The following is a 22,898-nucleotide window of genomic DNA, read 5'->3' as shown; positions in this document are numbered from 1 at the left end:
TTTATGTATAATGTTTCAGTGTCTCCTCATGTGAGGGAGCAAAGTACGACCCAATCTATTATGCGGGATGTAATCATTGCACTTCTTCCGATTCTCGCCTTTGGCGTGTATCATTTCGGAATAGGTGCTCTGCAGGTAATTATTATTTCAGTAGTGACCTGCGTAATTGGAGAGTTTTTATTTGATTTGGCAGTCAAGAAACCGGTGAGTGTTTTTGATGGCAGTGCAGTAGTGACAGGATTGATTCTCGCAATCAATCTGCCGGCTACAGCAATATGGTGGATGCCAGTACTGGGAGGTCTCTTTGCTATCGTTGCAGTAAAAATGCTGTTTGGCGGTCTGGGTCAGAACTTTATGAATCCAGCGTTGGCAGCAAGATGTTTTCTGTTAATTTCATTTTCAGGAAGAATGACAGATTTTACTATGGACGGTGTTTCCTCTGCAACTCCGCTTGCAGCAATGAAGGCCGGAGAGCTGCCTGATTTGCTGGCATTGTTTTTAGGCTTCCACGGCGGATGTATTGGAGAGGTATCCGCGCTGGCGATTTTTGCGGGAGGTATTTATCTGGTTGTAAAGAAAGTGATTTCTGTGAGAATTCCCCTTACTTATATACTGTCAACGGCAGCATTTATTCTGCTGATTAATTTGATTAACGGCGGTGACATCAGTATGAATTATCTGCTGGCACAGGTTCTCTCCGGCGGTCTTCTCGTGGGAGCATTCTTTATGGCGACAGATTATGCGACTAGCCCGATTACGCCGAAGGGACAATTGCTTTATGGCATTCTTCTGGGACTGTTCACAGCTCTGTTTAGAACCGTAGGCTCTTCCGCAGAAGGTGTGTCCTATGCGATTATTATCTGCAACCTTCTTGTTCCGCTGATTGAGAATATTACAATTCCAAAGCCTTTCGGCAGTGAAAAGGCGAAAGGAGGAAGCAAAGCATGAAAAAGAAAACAGCAACGGTTGCCAATACATTAGTATTAGTAGTTGTTACTTTTATAGCGATTCTGGCATTATCGGTTGTCTATCAGGTTACCAAAGGTCCGATTGATCAGGCAGAAATCAACGCCAGAGCAGAAGTTTACAAAGTTGTGTATCCAGAGGCAAAGGGTTTTGCTCAGATTGATAACACAGATGCGCTTCTTGAAGGCTCAGCAGAAATGCTGGCTGGAGCAGGATACGACGGCTGCTTTATTAATGATGTTTTAGCAGTAATCGACCCGACAGATTCCAGTGCGACACCAAAGGGTTATGTTATCGCAGCGACTTCCCCCAGTGGATACGGCGGTAATATTCAGATCGCAGTCGGAATTACTTCTGATGGCACATTGACAGGATTTAATGTAGTATCTCATTCGGAAACTGCAGGACTTGGCTCCAAGTGTACAGAACCTGCTTTTACAGAGCAATTTAAAGGAAAAAAAGCAGAACAGCTCGCATATAGCAAGACCGGCGCTTCTGCTGACAATGAAATCGATGCTATTGGCGGTGCAACAATTACGACAGGTGCTGTAACCGATGCAGCCAATGCAGCAATCGCATTCTACCAAGCTAACTTTGGTGGCGGGCTTGCGCCGACAGAGGAAGCAGATCCGATGGCAAAAGCATTCCCGGGCATTGCTCCGGAAGAATTGACCGACATTGAATTCAGTGAAGTCGGCGGTGAAGACTATACTGTCAACGAGGTCAAAGACGCAAAGGGCGAAGGATATGTCGTTATCGTAACTGCACATAATGGTTATGATGGAGATTTGCAGATTGCACTGGGAATTGGAAAAGATGGAATCATCAAAGGATTTTCCACGCTGATTTGTAACGAGACAAAGACCCTTGGCGGACAGTGTACCAGCGATGAGTTTGCAGCGCAGTTTATCGGTATGAAGGCAGCGACTGTTTCCCATGTTTCTTCTGGCGCAAAGCAGGAAAACAATGAAATTGACATGATTGCTGGTGCGACAATTACAACGGATGCTGTATTGACCGCAGTAAACGGTGCAATTGAGTACTACAATAATGAACTGAAAGGAGCGTGAGATAGATGAAAGCAGTATTAGAAAGATTATATAACGGCGTCATCAAGGAAAATCCAACCTTTGTGCTCATGCTCGGCATGTGTCCGACTCTTGCAGTAACTACCAGTGCCAGCAACGGTTTCGGTATGGGTATCGCAACCATGGCGGTACTGATTATGTCGAATCTCATTATTTCGCTTTTGCGAAAGGTGATTCCGAACGGTGTCAGAGTACCGGTTTATATCATTATTATTGCATCATTTGTAACGATTGTGGAACTTTTGATGCATGCATATATGACATTCCTTTATGAAAGTCTCGGAATCTTTATTCCTCTGATTGTAGTAAACTGTATCATTTTAGGGAGAGCAGAGACTTATGCGTCCAAATATGGTCCATTCCTTTCTATCTTTGATGGTGTAGGCATAGGTCTTGGATTTACCCTGGGTCTTACCGTTATCGGCATGGTGAGAGAACTGATTGGCAATGGAACTATTTTCAACATACAGATTATGCCAGAAAGCTATGAACCGATTTCTATTTTCGTCATGGCGCCAGGTGCGTTCTTCGTACTGTCCATACTCTGTATGATTCAGAACAAGCTAAAATTGAAAGGGGCTAACCGTCATGTCAAGGATGAAGGTGGCTGCAGCGGCAACTGCAAGCAGTGCCCGGCTGTATGTAAGGAGGTAGAAGCAAATGAGTAACAGCTTATTTTTAGTACTTCTTACAACAGCGCTGATTAACAATGTTGTATTGAGTCAGTTTTTAGGAATCTGTCCATTTCTGGGCGTATCTAAGAATGTAAAAACAGCAGCTGGTATGAGCGGTGCAGTAATCTTTGTTATCACTATTGCTTCCGCAGTGTCCAGCCTGCTCTACGATTACTTGCTGGTAAGGTTTGATTTGACTTACCTGAGAACTATCGTGTTCATTATGGTAATCGCTTTTCTGGTGCAGCTTGTAGAGCTATTCCTGAAGAAAGCGATTCCACCACTTTATCAGAGCTTAGGTGTATTCCTGCCTCTGATTACGACCAACTGTGCGGTACTTGGTACAGCGCTGACCAACGTGCAGGCAGGAAATGACTTCATCACAAGTGTTGTATCCGGAATTGGAACTGCTGTCGGCTTTGGTATTGCTATCATTATCATGGCGGGTGTGAGAGAAAAGAGCGAGACTAATGATTTCCCTGATTCCTTCAGGGGAACACCAGCTGTATTAATGACAGCTTGCCTGATGTCTATCGCATTTTACGGATTCGGTATGTTAGCATAGAGGAGGAACCAGATATGAATATGAGTGAAATTGTAATCGCAGTCGTTTCTCTGTGTGTGATTAGTGCAATCATCGGTATTGCGCTCAGTATTGCTGAAAAAGTGTTCCACGTAGAAGTCAATGAACTTGAGGTGGCAGTTCGTGAAGTGCTGCCTGGCAGTAACTGTGGTGGCTGTGGTTACGCGGGCTGTGACGCTCTTGCAAAAGCCATTGCAGAGGGCAGCGCTCCAGTGACAGCATGCCCTGTAGGTGGTAAGTCCGTTGCAGAGGAAATCGCAAGGATTATGGGGCAGGAAGTAGGCGACATGGAGAAAATGGTTGCTTATGTCAGATGTAACGGAACCAGCGACATGAAACAGGTGGATTATCAGTACATCGGTATCGAAAGCTGTGCTTATGCGGCTAAAATGCCGGGTTCCAGCCCGTATGCCTGCAAATATGGCTGTTTGGGCTATGGTTCCTGCGCAAAGGTTTGTCCGGAGAGAGCAATCCGTATTATCGATAAGAAAGCCGTTGTAGACGAAGCGCTTTGTATTGCCTGCGGAAAGTGTATCAAAGTTTGTCCGCACGACTTAATTGAATTGGTACCGGCTGCTTCAACTCACAGGGTGCAGTGTGTATCTCTTGCCAAGGGTAAAGAGGTAATGAACGCTTGCAAAGCAGGATGTATCGGCTGCGGGCTTTGCGCAAAGAACTGCCCGTCAGATGCAATTGTAATGGAAAATAACATTGCAAGAATCGATTACAGCAAATGTACGCATTGTGGTGCATGTGCGGAGAAGTGCCCGAGAAGGATTATTAAAGTGTTTGAGTAATCATGAATCTTTGATAAAATATTGACAATCAAGAGATTGTTCGATATAATATAACTATACGCTAATACTAAAATATGAAAAGAAAATTAGGAGAGAAACTATGCTGAAGATGAAAAAATTATTAATTTCTGCATTAGCACTCGCTATGGTATTTTCCTTTGCTGCTTGCGGCAGCTCTGATGATGGCGGTGACAATGCCGGCGGCGACGCAAATGCGGCAGGAGCAAAGACTGGTTATGCAGTAGTAAGCTCTATCGCAGATGTTGAAGATGAAACATTGACGATTGATTCTGTAGTTGCTGCTGTTCTGGTTGATGCTGACGGCAAAATCGTTAGCCTGAAAGTTGACGAAATGCAGATTAAGCCGGACCTTGGAACTGATGACGGCACAGTTGCAGACCTGAGATCCAAATTGGACAAGAGAGACGACTACAACATGAAAGGCGCTTCCCCAATCGAAAAAGAGTGGTATGAACAGATTGCTGCTTTAGAAGAATGGGCAAAGGGCAAATCTGCTGACGAAGTAGCCGCTGCTATCGGTGATGATGGATATCCGACTGACGAAGATTTGACTGCCGGCTGTACAATTTGGCTGAGCGACATCGTAACAGCAATCACTAACGCTATCAACAACGCACAGGATTTAGGCGCTTCTGCAGATGATACTCTGAAGCTGGCTGTTACAGCTGAGAAATCCTATCAGAGCAACGATGAAAATCTGCAGTATGACGCGGCTTATGCAGCTGTAACTGTAGACGCTGACGGCAAAATCACTTCCTGCCTCATCGACGCTTCTCAGGCTAAATGCACATTAGACGGCGGCAAGTTCAAAGTTGAAGCCGGAAACTATATGACTAAGAAAGAATTGAAGGAAGACTATAACATGAAGGGCGCTTCCCCAATCGAAAAAGAATGGTACGAACAGGCTGCTGCTTATGAAAAGTGGGCAGTAGGCAAAACTGCAGACGAAATCAATGCCGATGTTGACGGTGAAGGATACCCTACAGACGAAGACCTTCTGGCTGGCTGCACAATCGTAGTTTCTGCTATCGCTGCTACAATCGTAGAGGCAATGGCAAAATAATTACTGACGGAGTTTAAAAGAGAGCAAGGGCTTCTTTGCTCTCTTTTCCATAGTAACTATGAAGAAAAAAATTTTATTGCTATTCATAGCTTTGATGATGGTATGCACCGGGTGTGGGAATTCCGAAGGCGGTAAGACGGAGAGGTTTTCCTCAAGTTTTATCGACGTCTTTGATACGGCCTCGACGGTGATTGCTTACGATAATAGCCAGGAGGACTTTGATGCCCATTTAGAAACCTTTCATCAAATGCTGGAAGAATATAATAAGCTGTATGATATTTACAATACTTACGATGGTATGGTGAATCTTGCTGTCATCAATCAGCGTGCAAAAGACGAACCGGTAGAGGTCGATCAAAGGATTATTGATCTTCTGGAATATTGCCGGGAAGTTTACGATATGAGCAATGGACAGACCAACATTTGCTTTGGCACAGTACTTTCTCTCTGGCATGACAGCAGAACCTATTCTGTAAACAACCCCGAAAAAGCGTATCTTCCGGATATGCAGGAGTTGAAGCAGGCGGCAGAACATACAGACTTTGACGACTTAATCATTGATAAAGAAAAACGTACTGTTTATTTTAAGGATCCAAATCTGCGTTTAGATGTAGGTGCTGTAGCAAAGGGATTTGCGGTCAGAGAGGCCTCAGCTTACGCAAAAGAAAATCTCTGGCCCTCGGCGGCAATCAGTATCGGAGGAAATGTAGTAACCTTCGGTTACAAGAATGACGATGGGAAGACACTTTGGAACATCGGGATAGAAAGTCCTGACCCTGACAGCAAGGAAAACCTTGAGAGTCTTGCAATCACAGAGCTTTCAGTAGTAACTAGCGGAGATTATCAGAGATATTATATCGTTGATGGAAAGAAATACTGCCACATTATCAATCCGAAGACTCTAATGCCGGCGGAATATATGGCAAGCGTTTCGGTGCTTTGCAAGGATTCTGCGCTGGGCGATGCCTTGTCCACAACTCTTTTCAATATGTCAATTGAGGAGGGACGCAGTCTTGTGGATTCCATGGACGATGTGGAAGCCGTTTGGGTGGATAAAGACTATAAAAAGACCTATAGCGCAGGTTTTGAGCAATATATAAAATAGGAGGAATAGTATGAAACAGAGTGCACATTTTAATCCGAAATCTACCAGCTGGGTGATTTCGCTGGTTGTCATGATTGCAGTTTCTGCGGCAGTGATTTTTGGTTCAGAGGCGATTTATGGCAGTGCAAATAAGAAATATACAGAACCTGTGGAAGTGGACTTTACCATTGCCTCCACACAGGATATTGATATCGCAGGCACCAATGCAGCAGACTATAACGTAACTGCAGTGGAAGAAGCGTACGATACAGCTGGTGCTTTGGTAGGCTACGTTGTAAAGGGAACTACAGTAGGCTACAATGCTGAAGAGCCGATTGAACTGGCTGTCACTATTTCTGCGGATGGCACGCTAGTACTTGGCATTGATGTGTTGCGCCAGAAGGAAACTGAGTATCTGGGCGAAAAAATCGCAACAGACGCTTTTAAAGGTCAGTTTACAGGAAGATATCTGCCGGTTGTGATTGCAGGCGAAACTGCACAGGGTTCTCCAATTGATGCAATTTCCAAAGCAACCATTTCTTCCAAGGCGGTGGTGGACGGTGTAAACCGCGCACAGGAATTTGTGCTTGCGAACTATGCTGTATCTGCTGCCGAATAAATATTGAGTTCAAAAGACCTGACAAATCATTGCCAGGTCTTTTAATATGCGTGCGGTTATTTAAATGTATCCTTTGCTTTTGGAGCTTCTTTGTAGGCGTTGAGTGCGTATACCATGTTGTATTGCAGGTGCAGCCGCATGATATTAGCAGCTTCATCAAAATCTCCTAGCTTGATATTCTCTAAAATCTCGCGGTGCCCCATATGAATGTTTTCTACATGAACAGGATCGTCATAATAGTACATATTAGAGAAGAAGTAAATCTTAGCACGTACTTTTTTAGCGGCTTCATCTAGGTAATGATTTTGGGCATGGCGGTAAAACACGGTATGTACATCATCGGAATAATGCCGCCACTGATCAATGTTACCTTCTGCCAGGTATTTATCTCCAGCTTCCATGATTTTTTCAAGTTCATAAATAAGAGGTGCTGTAGTGAAGGAATTTTTGCAGAAAAGGATGGCAAGTGCGTCAAGTTCGCTGATACATTGGTAAAGTTTCTGGATATCCGATTCAGTGAATTCTGTTACTGCAACACCTAAATTGGAATAGTAGTTAACTAGACCATCGTCGATCAGTCTGGTTAAGGCCTCTCGAACCGGTGTCTGACTGACCTGAAAACGGTTCTTCAAATCGTGCAGGGTCAGTTTCTGCCCAAATATGAGTTTTTGTGTTGTGATATCGTGGAAAAGTTCCTGATAAATCTGTTCGGATAAAGTAGTTTTATTGCTCATTGAAGTCCTCTCAAAATCAATAAAAGAATATCTGTATTTTACCATATTACATAGAAAAATGCAAATTGTTTATAATATAAAGATAAATTTTGCAAAATAGTAAAGAAAAATTTGTGCAGAAATAAGAACGCAATAAACCGTCTTATGAAGAATTGATTTTAAAATCAGTGCTTTTATGCTATAATGATGACAACTTTGGCAAGGAGGAGTTCAACATGATAAAGCAATATGTGGTTGACGCTTTTACGGATCGCGTATTTGGGGTAATCCTGCCGCGATCTGTATTTTAGAACAGTGGATATCAGATGAACTGATGATGGATATTACAATAGAAAATAATTTGTTCGAAACGGCTTTTGCAGTGAAGGAGGGAGACGGATACCATTTGCGGTGGTTTACACCGGGTGGAGAAATTGACCTTTGTGGACATGCTACCCTGGCGACAGCTTTTGTTTTAATGCAGGAATATGAAAGGGGTGCAGAGCAGATTATATTTCATACCTTGAGCGGCAAGCTGACAGTGGTGAAAGCCGGCGATCTTTACGAGATGGATTTTCCCGCTTATAATCTGCAGCCGGTAGCGGTGACAGAAGAAATGATAGCGGCAATAGGTGCAAGACCGAAGGCGGCCTATATGGGACGCGACCTTCTTTGCGTATTTGATGATGTTGGGATTATAGAAAGCCTTGCGCCGAATCAGGAAAAGCTAAAAGCTCTGGATGGTTTACTGTTGCAGGTAACTGCACCGGGAAACGATGTGGACTGCGTGTCTCGCACCTTTGCGCCGAAACTAAATGTGTCGGAAGACCCAGTTTGTGGTTCTGGGCACTGCCATATCATACCATACTGGGCAGAGGTCTTGGGGAAAAAAAGAACTAATCGCATATCAAGCGTCTAAAAGAGGAGGTACCCTGTACTGCAGACTTGACGCAGATCGCGTAAAGCTGGCAGGAAAAGCAGCACTTTATTCTGTCGCAGAACTTAACGTAGACAGATAATCTCATCAATTTAAAAAGCTGTCTTGCATTTTATAGGCAAGACAGCTTTTGCTTTTAATTATTCTTTTTTTGATATTCCTGATAAGCATTCAGAGCATAGACCATATCGAACTGGAGATGCTTGCGCATGAGGTTTGCTGCGCTGTCAAAATCACCTATACTGATATACTGGAAAATTTCACCGTGGCGGAGGTTGATTTCGTCCACATTGACTGGCTGATAATATAAGCAGGACAGTACCTCGACCTGGGAGCGCAGTCTCTTGGCTGCATCGTTAAGATACTCATTCTGTGCATGCCGGTAAAAGGCAATGTGGAACTCCTCAGAGTAATCTTTCCATTCATTTATCTTGTTATCAGCAAGAAGGGCATTGCCTTTCTTGATAATCTGCTCCAGCTCAAAGACAAGGGGAGCTTCGGAGAAGGAATTTTTACAAAACTGGATTGCCAATGCATCAAGTTCCCCAATCAGCTGGAAAATTTGGCGAATATCACTTTCGGTAAATTGCCTTACGGTAACGCCGCAGTTGGAATAGTAGGTAACCAGCCCATTTTCAGAAAGCCGGGTCAGCGCTTCTCTAATCGGGGTATGACTTACATTGAATCGCTCTTTTAGCATTTTTAGCGTAAGCTTTTGACCGCAGACCAGTCTCTGGTCAGTAATATCATGATAAAGTTCATCGTAAATATGCTCGGATAATGTAGTACTGTTTGCCATGATGAATCCTCCTAAAACAATCTATTTATATTTTAGCAAAATTTTGAAGAAAATTCAAGAGATAAATAAAAAGAGATAATATATTGCAAAATATTACAATTTTAATCAAAAATATTTGAGTACAGTACAAAATATTGCGAACGATTTGCAAGAACTGTTGACTGGAAAATAGAACTAGTGATATAATTAGACTATAGTACAAACCGAAGTTCAATAAAATAAAGGAAATGATTGATGACATACATAACCAATATTCAGAAATATTGCATTCATGACGGAGCGGGCATCAGAACCACAGTATTTTTCAAGGGGTGTCCATTGAAATGCAAGTGGTGTCACAACCCGGAAACGCAGAATCCGGACAGACAGATTCGCATCTTTCAAGAGCGGTGTGTCTCTTGCGGCGGCTGTATCAAGACCTGCGGAATTGGTGCGATTCAAATGCAGGAAGATGGGATATCTGTAGATATGAATCTTTGCAGAAAATGCGGCAAATGTGTAGACTCTTGCAAGCATCAGGCGCTTGAAAGAGTAGGGCGCAGCTATGAAGCTGCGAAGCTGGTAAAAATGCTGGAAGCAGATCAGATTTTTTATGAGGAATCTGACGGAGGCGTAACCCTTTCCGGCGGTGAAGTTATGGGGGTTGAGACGGGCTATTTGAAGAACCTGGTGCAGGCGCTTTACGATAGGGGCATTTCAGTCAATATTGACACCTGTGGTTTTTGTTCATGGGAGAAATTTGAAGAAATTTTACCTTATATAGATACTTTTTTATATGATTTAAAAGCGTTAGATTTGGAAAAACACCAGCATTATACAGGCGTGGACAATAATCTGATTTTAGAAAATCTGCAGAAGCTGTCAAAAACAGGTGCTAAGATCTGGCTCAGGCTGCCTCTGGCAAAGCCGGTCAACAGTTCGTCAGAAGATATAGAATCTGTTGGACGCTGGCTCAGAGAGAATCACATAGCGCCGGCACAAATCAATTTAATTCCGTATCATGATCACGGCAAAGATAAATACCGGCAGCTGGGTGAAACCTACGAAGATGTATTTGCGCCGCCGACAGATGGCGAATTGTCGGATTATCAGAACATATTACAGCAAATGGGATTTCAGAACGTAAAGATTGGAGGATAAGAAGATGGAACAAAGAGGCATGAATGAGAGAGTGCAGAAGCTGCGGGAAAAGAGCGTAACCACTCAGCCTTACATCGACATGGAGCGCGCGAAGATTATGACGGAAACCTATAAGCAGTTTGAGGGAGTGCTTTCCGTACCGGAGCTGCGGGGACAGGCGCTGAAGGATTACTGTGAGAAAAAGACCCTTTACATCGGCGAAGGGGAATTGATTGTGGGAGAAAAAGGTGCGTCGCCCCAAGGTGCGCCGACCTTTCCAGAACTTTGCTGTCACAGTATGGAAGACATGCACGTGATGAACGACAGGGATTTAATCAATTTTTCTGTCGATGAGGCGGGATTTGCACTGCAGGAAGCGGAGATTATCCCTTACTGGCAGAATCGCACCATCAGGAAGAAAATTTTAGACCATATGAGCCAGGAATGGAAAGATGCTTATGAAGCAGGGATTTTTACAGAGTTCATGGAGCAGAGAGGTCCGGGACATACCGTTTGTGGCAATCGGATTTACGTGGAAGGATTTGCAGAGCGTATTGAAAGAATTGAAACAGAGCTAAAAAACATCGATTATTATAACGACCCGCAGGCACTGGCAAAGGAACACGAACTGAAAGGTATGAAGCTGGCGTGCGAGGGCATTATCGCACTGGGCGCAAGATATGCAAGCTATGCAGGCGAGCTTGCGGAACAGGAAACTGACGAAAAACGCAAGGCGGAGCTTCAGCAGATTTCCGAAAACTGCAGGGTAGTACCGGAGCATGCGCCGAAAACCTTTTGGCAGGCGATTCAGATGTACTGGTTTGTACATATCTGCGTGACTGGCGAACTGAACAACTGGGATGCGTTTTCACCGGGCAGACTGGATCAACATTTGATTCCATTTTATAGAAAAGACACCGAAGACGGCGTCCTGGACAGAGAAAAAGCGCTGGAACTTTTGGAGTGCCTGTGGGTAAAATTCAACAACCAGCCGGCGCCGCCGAAGGTAGGCATCACCTTGAAAGAAAGCAGCACCTATACGGACTTTGTAAACATCAATACCGGCGGGATCACGCCGGACGGGGAAAACGGCGTCAACGAGGTCAGCTATCTGATCTTAGACTGTATGGACGACATGCGTCTGCTACAGCCTAGCTCCAACGTGCAGATCAGCAGAAAAACGCCGAAAAAATTCCTGAAAAGAGCCTGTGAGATTTCCAGACAGGGATGGGGACAGCCGGCATTTTATAATACAGAAGCCATCGTCATGGAACTGGTCAATGCAGGAAAATCCATTGCGGATGCTCGCCTTGGCGGCACCAGCGGCTGCGTAGAAACCGGCGCGTTCGGAAACGAAGCATATATTTTGAACGGGTACTTCAACCTGCCGAAGATTTTGGAAATCACTCTGCACAATGGCTTTGACCCGGTAGGCGGAAAGCAGCTGGGACTGAAGACCGGCGAGGCTACAGATTATCACAGCTATGAGGAGTTAGAAAAAGCATACTTCGCGCAGGTGGAATACTTCCTGGACATCAAGGTGAGAGGCACCAATGTGATAGAGCAGATTTACGCGAAGAACATGCCGGTACCCCTTCTTTCCTCCATTACCAACGACTGTATCGCAAAAGGCATGGATTACAATGCAGGAGGCGCCAGATACAATACCAGCTATATTCAGGGGGTCGGCATCGGCACCATTACCGACTGTCTGTCCGCGATTAAATACAACGTTTACGATGAAAAGCGTTTTGATATGAAGCAGCTGATGGAAGCGCTGGCAGACGATTTCGCAGGTCACGACGAGATCTATCACTGGGTACACGATGCCAGCCCGAAATACGGCAATGACGACGATTACGCGGACGACATCATGAAAAAAGTTTTCTCCTATTTCAGAGATTCCGTAACGGGAAGACCGAATACTAAGGGCGGACATTTCCGCATCGATATGCTGCCGACTACCTGTCACGTTTATTTCGGCGAGGTGATGCTGGCAAGCGCCAACGGCAGACACGCCCACATGCCGGTATCCGAGGGGATTTCACCGGAAAAAGGGGCGGACATTTACGGACCGACCAGCGTCATCAAATCGGCGGCAAAGATGGATCATCTGACCACAGGCGGCACCCTGCTCAACCAGAAATTTACGCCGAAAACCGTGGAAGGAGATACGGGTCTGGAACAGATGGCAAACCTGATTCGATCCTATTTTGCCATGGATGGTCACCACATCCAGTTTAACGTGGTGGGCAGAGATACGTTGATTGAGGCGCAGAAACATCCGGAGGAAAACAAGGATTTGATCGTGCGCGTGGCGGGCTACAGCGACTATTTCCGCAACCTGTCCAAAGCGCTGCAGGATGAAATCATCATGAGAACCGAACAGGATTTTAACTAGGAGGAAAAAAGATGGAACTGAACTATAAGCGTACCAATATTTGGAAGAATGCTTCCGCAGAAAAGAAAAACAGTATTATGGAAACGGCAGCAGATTTTAAGGCGTTTAACGACGCGTCCAAGACAGAACGCCTCTGTGTGGCGGAGGCGGTCAGACGGGCAGAGGCGAAAGGCTTTGTTGATATCACGAGAAAGGACAGCGTGAACGCCGGCGACAAGGTGTACTATAACGATAACGGAAAGCTGCTCTATTTGACTGTGGTCGGAAAGAAGCCGCTAACGGAGGGCGCAAACATTGTGGCAGCTCATACTGACTGTACACGTCTTGACTTTAAGATTCTGCCAATCTTTGAAAAAGATGGTTTTGCTTACGGAAAGACCTGCATGTACAGCCTTTCCAAGCTGGAGAAATGGACCAGCACGCCTCTGTCCATGTACGGCACCGTGGTGCGCAAAGACGGTTCTGTCATAGAAATTGCAGAGGGTGCGTCGGAAGACGAACCGGCTCTCTTTATCACCGATATGTCGCTGCACTATTCTGTGGAGCAGGGGCAGAGAAAGCAGGAAGAAGCCTATAACCATGAGCAGATGAATGTGTTCCTGGGCGCAACCCCTGCGGAAGGAGATATGGCAAACGCCGTAAAAGAAAATATTTTGCAGTATCTTTACGAAAAGTATGGTATGATAGAAGAAGACTTTATCAGTGCGGAAATCGAAATCGTACCGGCAGGCAGGACCAGAGATATCGGTCTTGACAGCAGCGCGCTGTGCGGCTACGGTTTTGACGATCGGGCGGCAGTATATGCGCAGCTTCATGGTATTTTGGCGTGCGAGGCGCCAGAACGGACGGCTGTCGCTATCTTTGTAGACAAAGAAGAAACGGGATTTTCAGGTCGCTCCGGTTCTCACTCCAGAGTTACCGACTACTTCCTGCGTCTGCTGGCTGAAAAGACCGGCTGCAGCGGAGATGGAATTGCACTGAACAAAATTCAGCTGGGCAGCAAAGTGATGTCGCTGGAAGCGGTCTGCGGTAATGACCCGAATTATCCAGAGGTTTGTGAGCCGTATAGCGGTTCCCTTTTGGGACATGGTTTGCAGGTGATTAAATATGCCAGCCGTTATGGAAAAATGGACACCAGTGAAGCCAGCGCAGAATTTTTGGGGCAGGTTCGAAAGATATTCAATGACAACGATATCATCTGGCAGCCGTTTGCAGGCATCGAAAAGTTTGGCGGTTTTGGTACTATTGCAGTGGATTATTCTAACATGGGTATGGAGAGCTTTGATGCGGCAATTTGCGTGCTGGGTGCGCATTCGCCTTACGAATTTATGCTGAAAAGCGACTTGTACGAGGCGTGCCTTGCCTGCCGTGTATTCTTTGAAAAATTACAGTAAAGAGAAGAGGGTTTGACTATGAAGATAGGATTTATCGGATGCGGAAATATGGCTTCCGCAATTATGGGCGGTATCATTAAGGAAAAGGTCTTTGCACCGACAGATATTTATGGAACAGATGCACTGCCGGCTGCTATAGAAAAAGCCGTCAGCCAGTTCGGGATTCAGACTGCACCGGACAACGTGGCGCTTGTCAAAGCTGTCGATATAGTGGTTTTAGCGGTAAAACCGCAATACTACCAGTCCGTAATTGCGGAGATCACAGATGCAGTCAGCGAACAGTTAATCATCACTATTGCACCGGGAAAAACGCTGCAGTGGCTTTCTGACCAGTTTGGCAAAGACGTGCGCATTATCAGAACTATGCCGAACACGCCAGCTATGGTAGGCTGCGGCATGACGGCAATGTGCTGCAATACATTTGTTACAGAAGAAGACAAGGAAACTGCCAGCAGAATTTTAGGCGGTTTTGGAGACTATGAGATTATTGCTGAGAACGTGATGGATGCGGTAGTTGCCGTCAGCGGCAGTTCCCCTGCCTATGTATTTATGATGATCGAAGCCATGGCGGACGCGGCAGTCATGGGCGGCATGCCAAGACCGCAGGCGTATAAGTTTGCGGCAAAGGCAGTACAGGGCAGCGCTGCTATGGTAACCGAACTGGGAAAACATCCGGGCGAACTGAAGGATATGGTTTGCTCGCCGGCAGGTACGACGATAGAGGCGGTGCGTGTGCTGGAGGAAAGAGGATTTCGCAGCGCTTTGATCGAGTGTATGCAGGCATGTATGGATAAAGCAGCGAGCATGTAAGGCGGTTTTCTGATGAATCGTGAAACTTGGACGGACATGAAAAGGACGGACATGAAAAGCCGCATTATCGACGCCGCGTGGAAATTGTTCCGGGAGAAAGGATATGAAGATACGACCCTGGACAATATTCTGGAGGAAGCAGGGATTGCCAAGGGCTCTTTTTACTATTATTTCCGGAGCAAAGGTGATCTGCTTGCGACCTGGTCTGATATTCTGGATGAGAAATACACGGAGCTGGAAAAAGAGCTGAAACCGGAAATGGACAGCTTTCAGAAACTGCTTTTTCTCAACGGTGAAATCCACGCTATGATAGAAGATATGACTTCGCCGGATCTGATTGCTTCGATGTATGCGGAGCAGCTGCAGGGCAAGGGATATCGTCATCTTCTGGATACCAATCGTGTGTACTTTCGCCTGATTACCAGAATCATCGAGGAAGGACAGCGCAGAGGGGAACTTACCAGAGATAAAACGGTCAGCCAGCTGGTGCGTGCTTATGTGATGACGGAGCGAGCCATTGTAACAGACTGGTGTCTCACGGGCGGCGCGTATTCCCTTTCGGAATACAGCAGGGAAATGATGCCGCTGCTGCTTGGATTTTTTCAGAGAAAGGAAAACAAGGCATGAATGATTCCACTGCAGTGATAGAATTTGCAATGGATAATACGCAGCTGGGCAGTGTAGTAATCCGATTATATGAAAGGGAAGCGCCGGAGACGGTCGCTTCCTTTATTCGCATGGCAAAGGCAGGGCTTTATGACGGCAGGCAGATTCGCCGCATTGTGCCGGACTTTGTTTTGCAGCCCAGCTATACCCATTTTGATGATTCACGCTGCGATGTGGAACTAGTCGCAGAGTGCGCGCTGAATGGATTTGTCAACCGCGTACCCTTTGAAAAGGGAACAGTAGCCATGAGCGGCGATGGAAAAATCGCATCAGGCAGTGAGTTTTACATTGTACTGTCCGATGGGGCAGGCAAGCGGCTTTCCGGAAATTTTGCTGCCTTTGGCAAAGTGATTTCCGGCTGGGACGTAGTGGAGCGCATCACGAATCTGCCACTCATTTCTGTGCCTAATGATGATGGCGTGGAGATCAACGTGCCCAAGACGCCGGTTTATATGCAACGAGTGAATATAGAAAAATCCCTTGACTCTAACGTTACGTCATCGTTTATACTGTAGTTACACGGGAGGGAATCAGTATGAAAACAGTAAAAGAGGTCAGTGCATTCACCGGCGTCAGTGTGCGCACACTGCATCATTATGATGCCATCGGGCTTTTGAAACCGGACGCGGTGACGGAGGCAGGCTACCGGTTGTACGGTGATACAGCGCTGGCACGGCTGCAGCAGATTTTGCTGTTTCGAGAACTGGAATTTCCCTTAAAGGAGATCAAAGAGATTCTGGAAAGTCCGGATTTTGACAGAGATAGGGCGCTTACGCAGCAGATTACTTTGCTGACGATGAAAAAGCAGCACCTTGAAAATCTTATTGAACTTGCCCGTGAAATCAAAACGACAGGAGTGAGCAATATGGATTTTACACCATTTGATACAAGTAAAATGGACGAATACGCGGCGCGCGCAAAAGCGGCATACGGGAAAACCTCTGCGTACAGGGAATTTACCGAAAAGAGGAAAAACTGCACCGGAGAGGAGATGCAGCATATGAGCATGCAGATGATGGAAATTTTCGCAGAATTCGGCGCTATGCGGGAAAGCGCGCTGGAATCTGATAAGGTGCAGGCACAGGTGCACAGGCTGCAGGACTTTATTACGGAGCATTACTATACCTGTACCGACGAGATATTAGCAGGACTTGGCGCGATGTATACCGCAGACGCGGAATTTTCGGCAAATATCAATAAAGCCGGAGGCACAGGCACGGCGTCTTTTGTTAGCCAGGCGATAGAGGTGTATTGCAGGCGGTAAAAGGATGTAGGCTACGGAGTTGTGCATATGAATGTGATAAAAACCGTTTCTGCACAACTTTTGGCAGTGGTGGTTGTGCAAGGGAAGGATTGAAATGAGCGTTTTGCACAACTTATAGCGAAGAAGATGAAAGCGGCATGCAGTATGTTGTGCAAAACAGGATGAAACCATCTCGTTTTGCACAACTTTTTTGATGGAAAAAATGTTTTTCGTGTTACGAAGCGCAAAAGTTGTGCAAGAGGCAGCATGGTCAGCAGGATTTGCACACCTTGCATCGTGAAAGTTGTGCGGATTGGAGATAAATTGACAGCATATGCACAACTGACGAAGTATAAGAAAGATGTGGGTTAGTGTGCACTTGTTGCATTTTATTAAAAAGTACCATAATTCCGTCGTATAATCCATCGCTTTCCTGCAGAAGGGACTGTGCGTGGAATGGCATTATCCAAATCAAAACTGGGAACTCTATTATGTGGCGGACGGCAAAATTCGTTTTGATGTGGAAGGTGAAACTTACATTGCAGAGAAGGATTGTCTGGTACATATTCCGCCGTACCATACCCATGAACTTGAGGTGCTGGAAGAAGCCCGGGTGTTTGACTATGGCGGAGAGACTTATACCCTTGAACTTTTGGAAGACTACAAATCACTTCAGACTCATCAGCCGGAAAAGCTAAAAGATCCGGATTTCTTCGAGGGATTTTTGCATAAATACCGTTGCTATGTGACGGGCTGCTATATGAAGTAGAGACAAAATGATAGTGGACGACGGGCTGTCAGATAGGACAGTCCGTATGTCCATTTCTTGCTTTATGGGAGAGTTTGATAAGGAGAACACGATTATGGGAAGAGGACAGAGCATAAAAGCAGATGAAAAGAGCATTCATGAGGATTTTTTTCTGCCGGAAAAAGACCCGGAATTCGGGTTCTGCATTTATGACAATATTGACGACAGCGCTTTTGGGGATTCGGCAGCTTTTGCACATCGGCATCCGTTTTATGAGATTGTATTTATTGAAGATGCAGACGGAGCGCATATCATCGATTACACGGCGTACGATGACCTGAAAAATGTGGTTTTTCTTATCAGTCCCGGTCAGGTACACTACTGGAAAAATGTCACCAGGGCGAAAGGCATTCTTATTTATTTCCAGGAGGAGTTTCTGTTTCAGTCCAGCATCAGTGTCAGTTCTGTTTGGGAATTTCAACTTTTTAAGGAAATGGTAGAAATGCCTGCCATCTATATGGACGAGGATTTTGCACAGACCATGCGGGCAGTCTGCAGGATGATGCTGAAAGAATATGAAAGCAAGTCGCCCGACTATGCGCAGGTGCTGCGGGCATGTCTCAATATTTTGTTGATTTATTTTCACAGGCGGCATCGAGAAATTGCACATCAGGGCATAGAACGAACGCCTGGCATGGCAGGGAAACTGCATCTGCGGCTCCAAAATCTAATCGATTAGCGTGTTAGCGAAAATTTATCAGTATCGGAATATGCGGAAATTTGGGGGGTTAGCCAGAGTCATCTTAATGAGCAAATTAAAAAAATCACCGGCAAAACAGTAGGTACTTTGATCCGTGAGGCACAGTTTTCGGAGGCGAAGCGACTATTAGTAAATACAGAACTTAATGTAACTGAAATTGCAGAAAATATGCGCTTTCAGGATACCGCATATTTCTGCAGGGCATTTAAGCGGCAGGTCGGCATGTCCCCAAGTCAGTATCGGGCGAAATGCCGAGAAAATAAAGTCTCACAATAATATACGGTCGGAACAAACAGGAATTTCAATCTGCACGATGTACTCCTTCATAGACTCTGTTACGTTGTCGTTAATTATCATTTCATAGGAGTATCCTGAAAGCTGCAGATTATGGTCTGTGGCATAAGAAAAAATTTCCTCGTATTTGGAGGACATTTGATTCCAATCACCCTGGTAAAATGCTTGCAGATAGTCGCCCGCAGGCTGCATATGCAGTCCCTCGCTTTGAATGGGGAAAGGAACTTCGATGAACAGACTGCTGTAATCTTCAAATTGTTTTTCCAGCAAACTTTTGACAGAAATCATCGTGCCGTAGGAAGCGTCGTGAAGGCGGCGCAGTTGATATTTTTGTGTTTCTTCCAGAATCATTTCTACTTGTTCATCATAGGATGTCTGTTTGTCGATAGGAACTGTAACCAGACAGGAGGCATCTTTTTTGATGCGGCGGATTTCTGATAAATCCATATGCAGCAGATGCTCTATGTGCTGACGGCGCGTAGAAAGGTTTTTGCGCATCGCCTGCATATGAGCGATTTTTTTATCGAGCAGAAGTATGTTCTTGTCCAGCAGCTTTTGCAGCGTTTCTGCGGATCGATGTGCGATAAAGGTTTGTATTTCGCTGACAGGAACATCTAATTCTCTGAGCATTAAAATGGTTTCGAGCAGCGCGCTTTGATGATAATTGTAGTAGCGATAGCCATTTTCAGGGTGGATGAGAGCGGGTTTGAATAGTCCGATTTCGTCATACCACATGAGTGTTTTTTTATTGATTCCGTGGAGGGCGGCAAATTGACCAATCGTGAGAAGTTTTGCGTTCGTATCCATAAAAATTCTCCTTTTTCTCTTGACTGTACAGTTACTGTATGGTTTATGATACTACATACAGTAGAGAAAAACAAGTGCGAGGAGAAGAAAAATGGAAAAACAAAATGCATATGCACAGCCTGTAACACTAGGAAATATCTTGAAGTTCGCGGTACCGACCATTGCAATGAGCGTATTTATGTCTTTTTATACCATGGTGGACGGTCTGTTTGTTTCTAATTTGATTGGCACCAAAGCGCTGTCTGCCATCAATTTGACAGCGCCGTTCATTCAGCTGGTTACGGCAATATCAACCATGCTTGCTACAGGCGGCAGCGCGGTGATTATGCGCAAAATGGGCGAACAAAAGACAGAGGAAGCCAGAGAAGATTTCACTTTTCTCATTCTAGTGAATGTTGTTGTGGGGATTTTTATGTGCGGGCTTGGCTATGGGGTGATGAAGCCAATTCTCACGAATATGGGATTATCTGCGGATGTTATGGGTTATTGCACGGCCTATCTGAGTCGCTATCTATTATTTACGGTTCCCATTTTGCTGATGAACAATTTTACCCTGTATATGATTGCCAGTGAGAAGGCAAGCCTTTCACTGATTTGCTCTGTCAGCGGCGGCATTTTGAATATGGTGCTTGATTATGTGCTGATTGCATGGTTTGACATGGGAATCAGCGGTGCGGCTTTGGCAACGGGGCTTGGCTATTCTGTGACGGCGGTCGTAGGTTTGGTTGTCTTCAGCAAGAAAAAAAGCTTACTGCATTTCAGAAAGCCAGTATTTCGTTTGCGCGTTCTTCGCAGTGCCGCATCCAATGGCTGCTCTGAGATGGCAACTGCGCTTGTTACCGGGATTGTCACCATGCTGTTTAACTGGACCATGCTGCACTATGTGGGAGAAGACGGCGTTGCAGCTGTCACGATTATTATGTACGTACTGATGTTTGCAAGCTCTCTGTATACCGGCTATTCTTATGGCGTCGCACCGATGATCAGTTTTTATGACGGAGAAAAAAATCGTGAAAAATTACAGAAGATGATTAAGATTAGTCTAAAAGTCATTGGCTGCATTTCCGCAGCAACAGTTGCGCTGTCGCTGCTTCTTACAAAACCGTTGGTTTCTGTTTTCGCGCGACCAGATAACCCGGTGTTTGATCTGGCGGTAGGCGGAAATCGTATTTGTACGATCGCGCTGCTATTTATTGGTTTTAATATTTTTGCCAGCGGCATGTTTACTGCGTTGTCAAATGGTATTGTGTCAGCAGTGCTCGCTTTTATGCGATCCTTTATGTTCATGGTGATTGCGATGATTGTGCTGCCGTCACTCTTTGGTATTACAGGGATTTGGGTGGCGACACCAGCTGCAGAGTTTGCTGCCGCTTGCCTGTCTGTGTTTATGTTTCTGAAATACCGGCCCCGGTACGGATACGGTACAGGAGTTGAGGTTTAGGCTTTCTCAAAATCGTCTAATAGCTTTATATGAGACGGGCAAAGTATTGCGAAAAAGCAAGGCTGCGAAGCGCAGGCGAAATGATTTCGTCTGCGCTTCGCAGCCTTTTGTATGATGAGAACAACTATCTGGTAATTTCTTTTGTTTCCTCTGCTAGCCACCTTTTTATATCTTCTTCCAGCAGCGGCGCCAGCTTCTGGTAAACCTCTCTGTGATAAGCGTTGACCCATGTCAATTCCTCATCTGTGAGAAGCTCCGGCAGGATGGCGGCTCTGTCCAGTGGGCACATGGTGATGCATTCAAAGCTGCGGCTGCCGTCCGGATTTTCCACGCAGAGTAGTTCGCTTTCGATGCGTACACCGTGGCTGCCTTCGATGTAGATGCCCGGTTCGTTGCTGGTAATCATGCCCGGCAGCATGTGGTTGTCAGTCGGTCCAATCATGCGGGGTCCCTCATGAACGCTGAGAATATGTCCTACGCCGTGACCGGTATCGTACTGGTAACAAGAACCTGCTGCCTTTACCTTTTCTCGCGGAAGCTGATCCAGTTCCCGGCCGGTCGTCTCAGCGGTAAACTGAGCGTGTTCTAGCGCCAGATAAGCCTGCAGCACCATGGTGTAGTGCTCCTGCATTTCACGGGTTAAGGTACCCAGAGAAATGGTTCTGGTAATATCTGTCGTACCGCCGTCGATATACTGCCCGCCTGAATCTACCAGCAAAAGCCCTTCATCTTTCAGATAGCATGGGTGTCCAAGCTGCGTATCGTAGTGGATGCTGGCGGCGTTGACGCCGTAGCCCGCCATGGTTTCAAAGCTCAGTTCGATGAGACCATCCTGCGCGTAGCGGCACTGCTTCAGATATTCGCTGGCGGAAACCTCGGTGATTTCCATTTTGCCAGCATTTTTCTTTAGCCAGTAGATGAAATTTGCCATAGCCGCGCCGTCTTTTATGTGGGCGTGCCGGGTAGCAGCGATTTCCACAGAATTCTTGATGGCTTTCATCAATTCAATAGGCCCTGCGCCGTGGATTACTTCTACGGTTTCCGGAATGGACAACATCAGCGCATAGCTGACAAGCCGCTTGTTCAATAGACACTTGCCCCTGGAAAGGGTCTTTAAATCTTCAAATATTTGCAAGTAAGGAAGAACGGTGACGCCAACCGGCACCAGCGCAGTATCGAAGCTCTCGTCCAGAATGTAAAGACGGGCGTCCTTTGGCGTAAGCAGCGCAAAGGCGAAGAATACCGGCGTATCGGCAACATCATCGCCCCGCAGATTAAAGAGCCATGCGATGTCTTCGAGGCTGGTAATCAGATGATAATCTACGCCGTCCTCTGCAAGAGCCTTCTGCACGCGGGAAAGCTTGGAATCAGCCTTTTCGCCCGTGACAGAATCCGGCAGGGCGTAGATTTTTGACGCTTTGATGGCAGGACGATTCTCCCAGATTTCGTCTACCAAGTCCAAATCGTAGACCACTTCGCAGCTGGCAGCGTACTTTTCGCCGTTTTGGAAGCTGACAATGCGCCCGTCAAAGCCTAGTTTAAAACCTTCTCCCGCGATGGTAGGCAGATAGTCTTCGATTTCCGGAACGCCCGGCTGCTGGCATTGCATCATGGAGATACCGGTGCCGTCAAGCTGTTTTGCCGCCTGGATAAAATAGCGGCTGTCAGTCCAGAGTCTGGCGTCATCTTCGGTTACCAGCAGGGTGCCGTTGGAGCCAGTGAAGCCGGACAGGTACTGCCGGCATTTAAAATAATCGTTGACGTATTCGGAGCCGTGAAAATCGGTGGTCGGCACCAGATAGCCGTCCAGTCCATGTTCCTTCATGACGGTGCGAAGACGTGTAATTTCCTGTTTCATTTGAAGGACTCCT

General features: G+C 45.9%; 24 protein-coding genes. 20 read left to right on the top strand and 4 right to left on the bottom strand.

The window, feature by feature from the left end:
- Positions 1-3: 3 nt before the first annotated feature.
- From D1151_RS01665 to D1151_RS01630, 8 genes are all read left to right on the top strand, one after another.
- Positions 4-948, top strand: coding sequence for an RnfABCDGE type electron transport complex subunit D (locus D1151_RS01665; RefSeq protein ID WP_161907707.1), 945 nt, complete (start codon positions 4-6; stop codon positions 946-948).
- The gene (locus D1151_RS01660) at positions 945-2,036 is read left to right on the top strand and encodes an RnfABCDGE type electron transport complex subunit G (RefSeq protein ID WP_161907706.1); all 1,092 of its coding nucleotides are present in this window, start codon (positions 945-947) and stop codon (positions 2,034-2,036) included. The genes D1151_RS01665 and D1151_RS01660 overlap by 4 nt, the downstream gene beginning before the upstream one ends.
- Before the next feature lie 5 nt (positions 2,037-2,041).
- Entirely contained in the window at positions 2,042-2,722 is a 681-nt protein-coding gene (gene rsxE / locus D1151_RS01655; RefSeq protein ID WP_161907705.1) for an electron transport complex subunit RsxE, read from the top strand.
- Positions 2,715-3,293 (top strand): electron transport complex protein RnfA, encoded by a 579-nt coding sequence (locus D1151_RS01650; protein ID WP_161907704.1) that lies wholly within the window; start codon positions 2,715-2,717, stop codon positions 3,291-3,293. The genes rsxE and D1151_RS01650 overlap by 8 nt, the downstream gene beginning before the upstream one ends.
- Before the next feature lie 14 nt (positions 3,294-3,307).
- Positions 3,308-4,108, top strand: a complete 801-nt coding sequence (locus tag D1151_RS01645) for an RnfABCDGE type electron transport complex subunit B (RefSeq protein ID WP_161907703.1) — start codon at positions 3,308-3,310, stop codon at positions 4,106-4,108.
- A 100-nt stretch (positions 4,109-4,208) separates the two neighbouring features.
- A complete protein-coding gene (locus D1151_RS01640; RefSeq protein ID WP_161907702.1) occupies positions 4,209-5,192 on the top strand; it encodes a hypothetical protein in 984 nt (327 codons plus the stop codon).
- 76 nt (positions 5,193-5,268) lie between these two features.
- The gene (locus tag D1151_RS01635) at positions 5,269-6,297 is read left to right on the top strand and encodes an FAD:protein FMN transferase (RefSeq protein WP_161907701.1); all 1,029 of its coding nucleotides are present in this window, start codon (positions 5,269-5,271) and stop codon (positions 6,295-6,297) included.
- A gap of 10 nt (positions 6,298-6,307) precedes the next feature.
- The gene (locus D1151_RS01630) at positions 6,308-6,895 is read left to right on the top strand and encodes an FMN-binding protein (RefSeq protein WP_161907700.1); all 588 of its coding nucleotides are present in this window, start codon (positions 6,308-6,310) and stop codon (positions 6,893-6,895) included.
- A gap of 56 nt (positions 6,896-6,951) precedes the next feature.
- On the opposite strand, the gene D1151_RS01625 is transcribed toward D1151_RS01630, so the two are convergent.
- The gene (locus D1151_RS01625) at positions 6,952-7,629 is read right to left on the bottom strand and encodes a GntR family transcriptional regulator (protein ID WP_161907699.1); all 678 of its coding nucleotides are present in this window, start codon (positions 7,627-7,629) and stop codon (positions 6,952-6,954) included.
- Between the two features lie 313 nt (positions 7,630-7,942).
- On the opposite strand from D1151_RS01625, the gene D1151_RS01620 reads away from it, so the two are divergent.
- A complete protein-coding gene (locus D1151_RS01620; RefSeq protein ID WP_334296733.1) occupies positions 7,943-8,527 on the top strand; it encodes a PhzF family phenazine biosynthesis protein in 585 nt (194 codons plus the stop codon).
- 154 nt (positions 8,528-8,681) lie between these two features.
- Here D1151_RS01620 and D1151_RS01615 read toward each other — a convergent pair whose 3' ends face one another.
- Entirely contained in the window at positions 8,682-9,344 is a 663-nt protein-coding gene (locus tag D1151_RS01615; protein ID WP_161907698.1) for a GntR family transcriptional regulator, read from the bottom strand.
- 234 nt (positions 9,345-9,578) lie between these two features.
- On the opposite strand from D1151_RS01615, the gene D1151_RS01610 reads away from it, so the two are divergent.
- The 10 genes from D1151_RS01610 to D1151_RS17280 all read left to right on the top strand — a co-directional run bounded on the left by D1151_RS01610 (position 9,579) and on the right by D1151_RS17280 (position 18,761).
- Complete coding sequence (locus tag D1151_RS01610) at positions 9,579-10,484, top strand: glycyl-radical enzyme activating protein (protein ID WP_161907697.1); 906 nt, start codon at positions 9,579-9,581, stop codon at positions 10,482-10,484.
- Positions 10,485-10,488: 4 nt separating this feature from the next.
- Positions 10,489-12,864 carry a trans-4-hydroxy-L-proline dehydratase gene (gene hypD, locus D1151_RS01605; protein ID WP_161907696.1) on the top strand — a complete coding sequence of 792 codons (2,376 nt, stop codon included), beginning with the start codon at positions 10,489-10,491 and terminating at the stop codon, positions 12,862-12,864.
- Between the two features lie 11 nt (positions 12,865-12,875).
- A complete protein-coding gene (locus D1151_RS01600) occupies positions 12,876-14,258 on the top strand; it encodes an aminopeptidase (protein ID WP_161907695.1) in 1,383 nt (460 codons plus the stop codon).
- Between the two features lie 18 nt (positions 14,259-14,276).
- Positions 14,277-15,068, top strand: a complete 792-nt coding sequence (proC, locus tag D1151_RS01595; RefSeq protein ID WP_160201501.1) for a pyrroline-5-carboxylate reductase — start codon at positions 14,277-14,279, stop codon at positions 15,066-15,068.
- A gap of 12 nt (positions 15,069-15,080) precedes the next feature.
- The gene (locus tag D1151_RS01590; protein ID WP_161907694.1) at positions 15,081-15,695 is read left to right on the top strand and encodes a TetR/AcrR family transcriptional regulator; all 615 of its coding nucleotides are present in this window, start codon (positions 15,081-15,083) and stop codon (positions 15,693-15,695) included.
- On the top strand, positions 15,692-16,249 hold the full coding sequence (locus D1151_RS01585; RefSeq protein WP_161907693.1) for a peptidylprolyl isomerase: 558 nt from the start codon (positions 15,692-15,694) through the stop codon (positions 16,247-16,249). Before D1151_RS01590 ends, D1151_RS01585 begins: the two co-directional genes overlap by 4 nt.
- 20 nt (positions 16,250-16,269) lie before the next feature.
- On the top strand, positions 16,270-16,998 hold the full coding sequence (locus tag D1151_RS01580) for a MerR family transcriptional regulator (RefSeq protein ID WP_161907692.1): 729 nt from the start codon (positions 16,270-16,272) through the stop codon (positions 16,996-16,998).
- Between the two features lie 430 nt (positions 16,999-17,428).
- On the top strand, positions 17,429-17,746 hold the full coding sequence (locus tag D1151_RS01575; protein ID WP_161907691.1) for a cupin domain-containing protein: 318 nt from the start codon (positions 17,429-17,431) through the stop codon (positions 17,744-17,746).
- Between the two features lie 94 nt (positions 17,747-17,840).
- Entirely contained in the window at positions 17,841-18,464 is a 624-nt protein-coding gene (locus D1151_RS01570; protein WP_161907690.1) for an AraC family ligand binding domain-containing protein, read from the top strand.
- A gap of 39 nt (positions 18,465-18,503) precedes the next feature.
- Complete coding sequence (locus D1151_RS17280) at positions 18,504-18,761, top strand: helix-turn-helix transcriptional regulator (RefSeq protein WP_161907827.1); 258 nt, start codon at positions 18,504-18,506, stop codon at positions 18,759-18,761.
- On the opposite strand, the gene D1151_RS01560 is transcribed toward D1151_RS17280, so the two are convergent.
- The gene (locus D1151_RS01560) at positions 18,753-19,586 is read right to left on the bottom strand and encodes a MerR family transcriptional regulator (protein ID WP_161907689.1); all 834 of its coding nucleotides are present in this window, start codon (positions 19,584-19,586) and stop codon (positions 18,753-18,755) included. The genes D1151_RS17280 and D1151_RS01560 overlap by 9 nt on opposite strands.
- Positions 19,587-19,677: 91 nt before the next feature.
- Between D1151_RS01560 and D1151_RS01555 the strand changes: the two genes are divergently transcribed.
- Positions 19,678-21,027, top strand: coding sequence for an MATE family efflux transporter (locus D1151_RS01555; protein WP_161907688.1), 1,350 nt, complete (start codon positions 19,678-19,680; stop codon positions 21,025-21,027).
- A 124-nt stretch (positions 21,028-21,151) separates the two neighbouring features.
- Here the strand turns inward: D1151_RS01555 and D1151_RS01550 are convergent, their stop codons facing one another.
- A complete protein-coding gene (locus D1151_RS01550) occupies positions 21,152-22,885 on the bottom strand; it encodes an aminopeptidase P family N-terminal domain-containing protein (protein ID WP_161907687.1) in 1,734 nt (577 codons plus the stop codon).
- Positions 22,886-22,898 lie beyond the last annotated feature (13 nt).

This window comes from Emergencia sp. 1XD21-10 (genome assembly GCF_009936045.1).
Taxonomy (GTDB): Bacteria; Bacillota; Clostridia; order Peptostreptococcales; family Anaerovoracaceae; genus Senimuribacter; species Senimuribacter intestinalis.
This window is presented reverse-complemented; position numbering and strand designations above follow the sequence as displayed.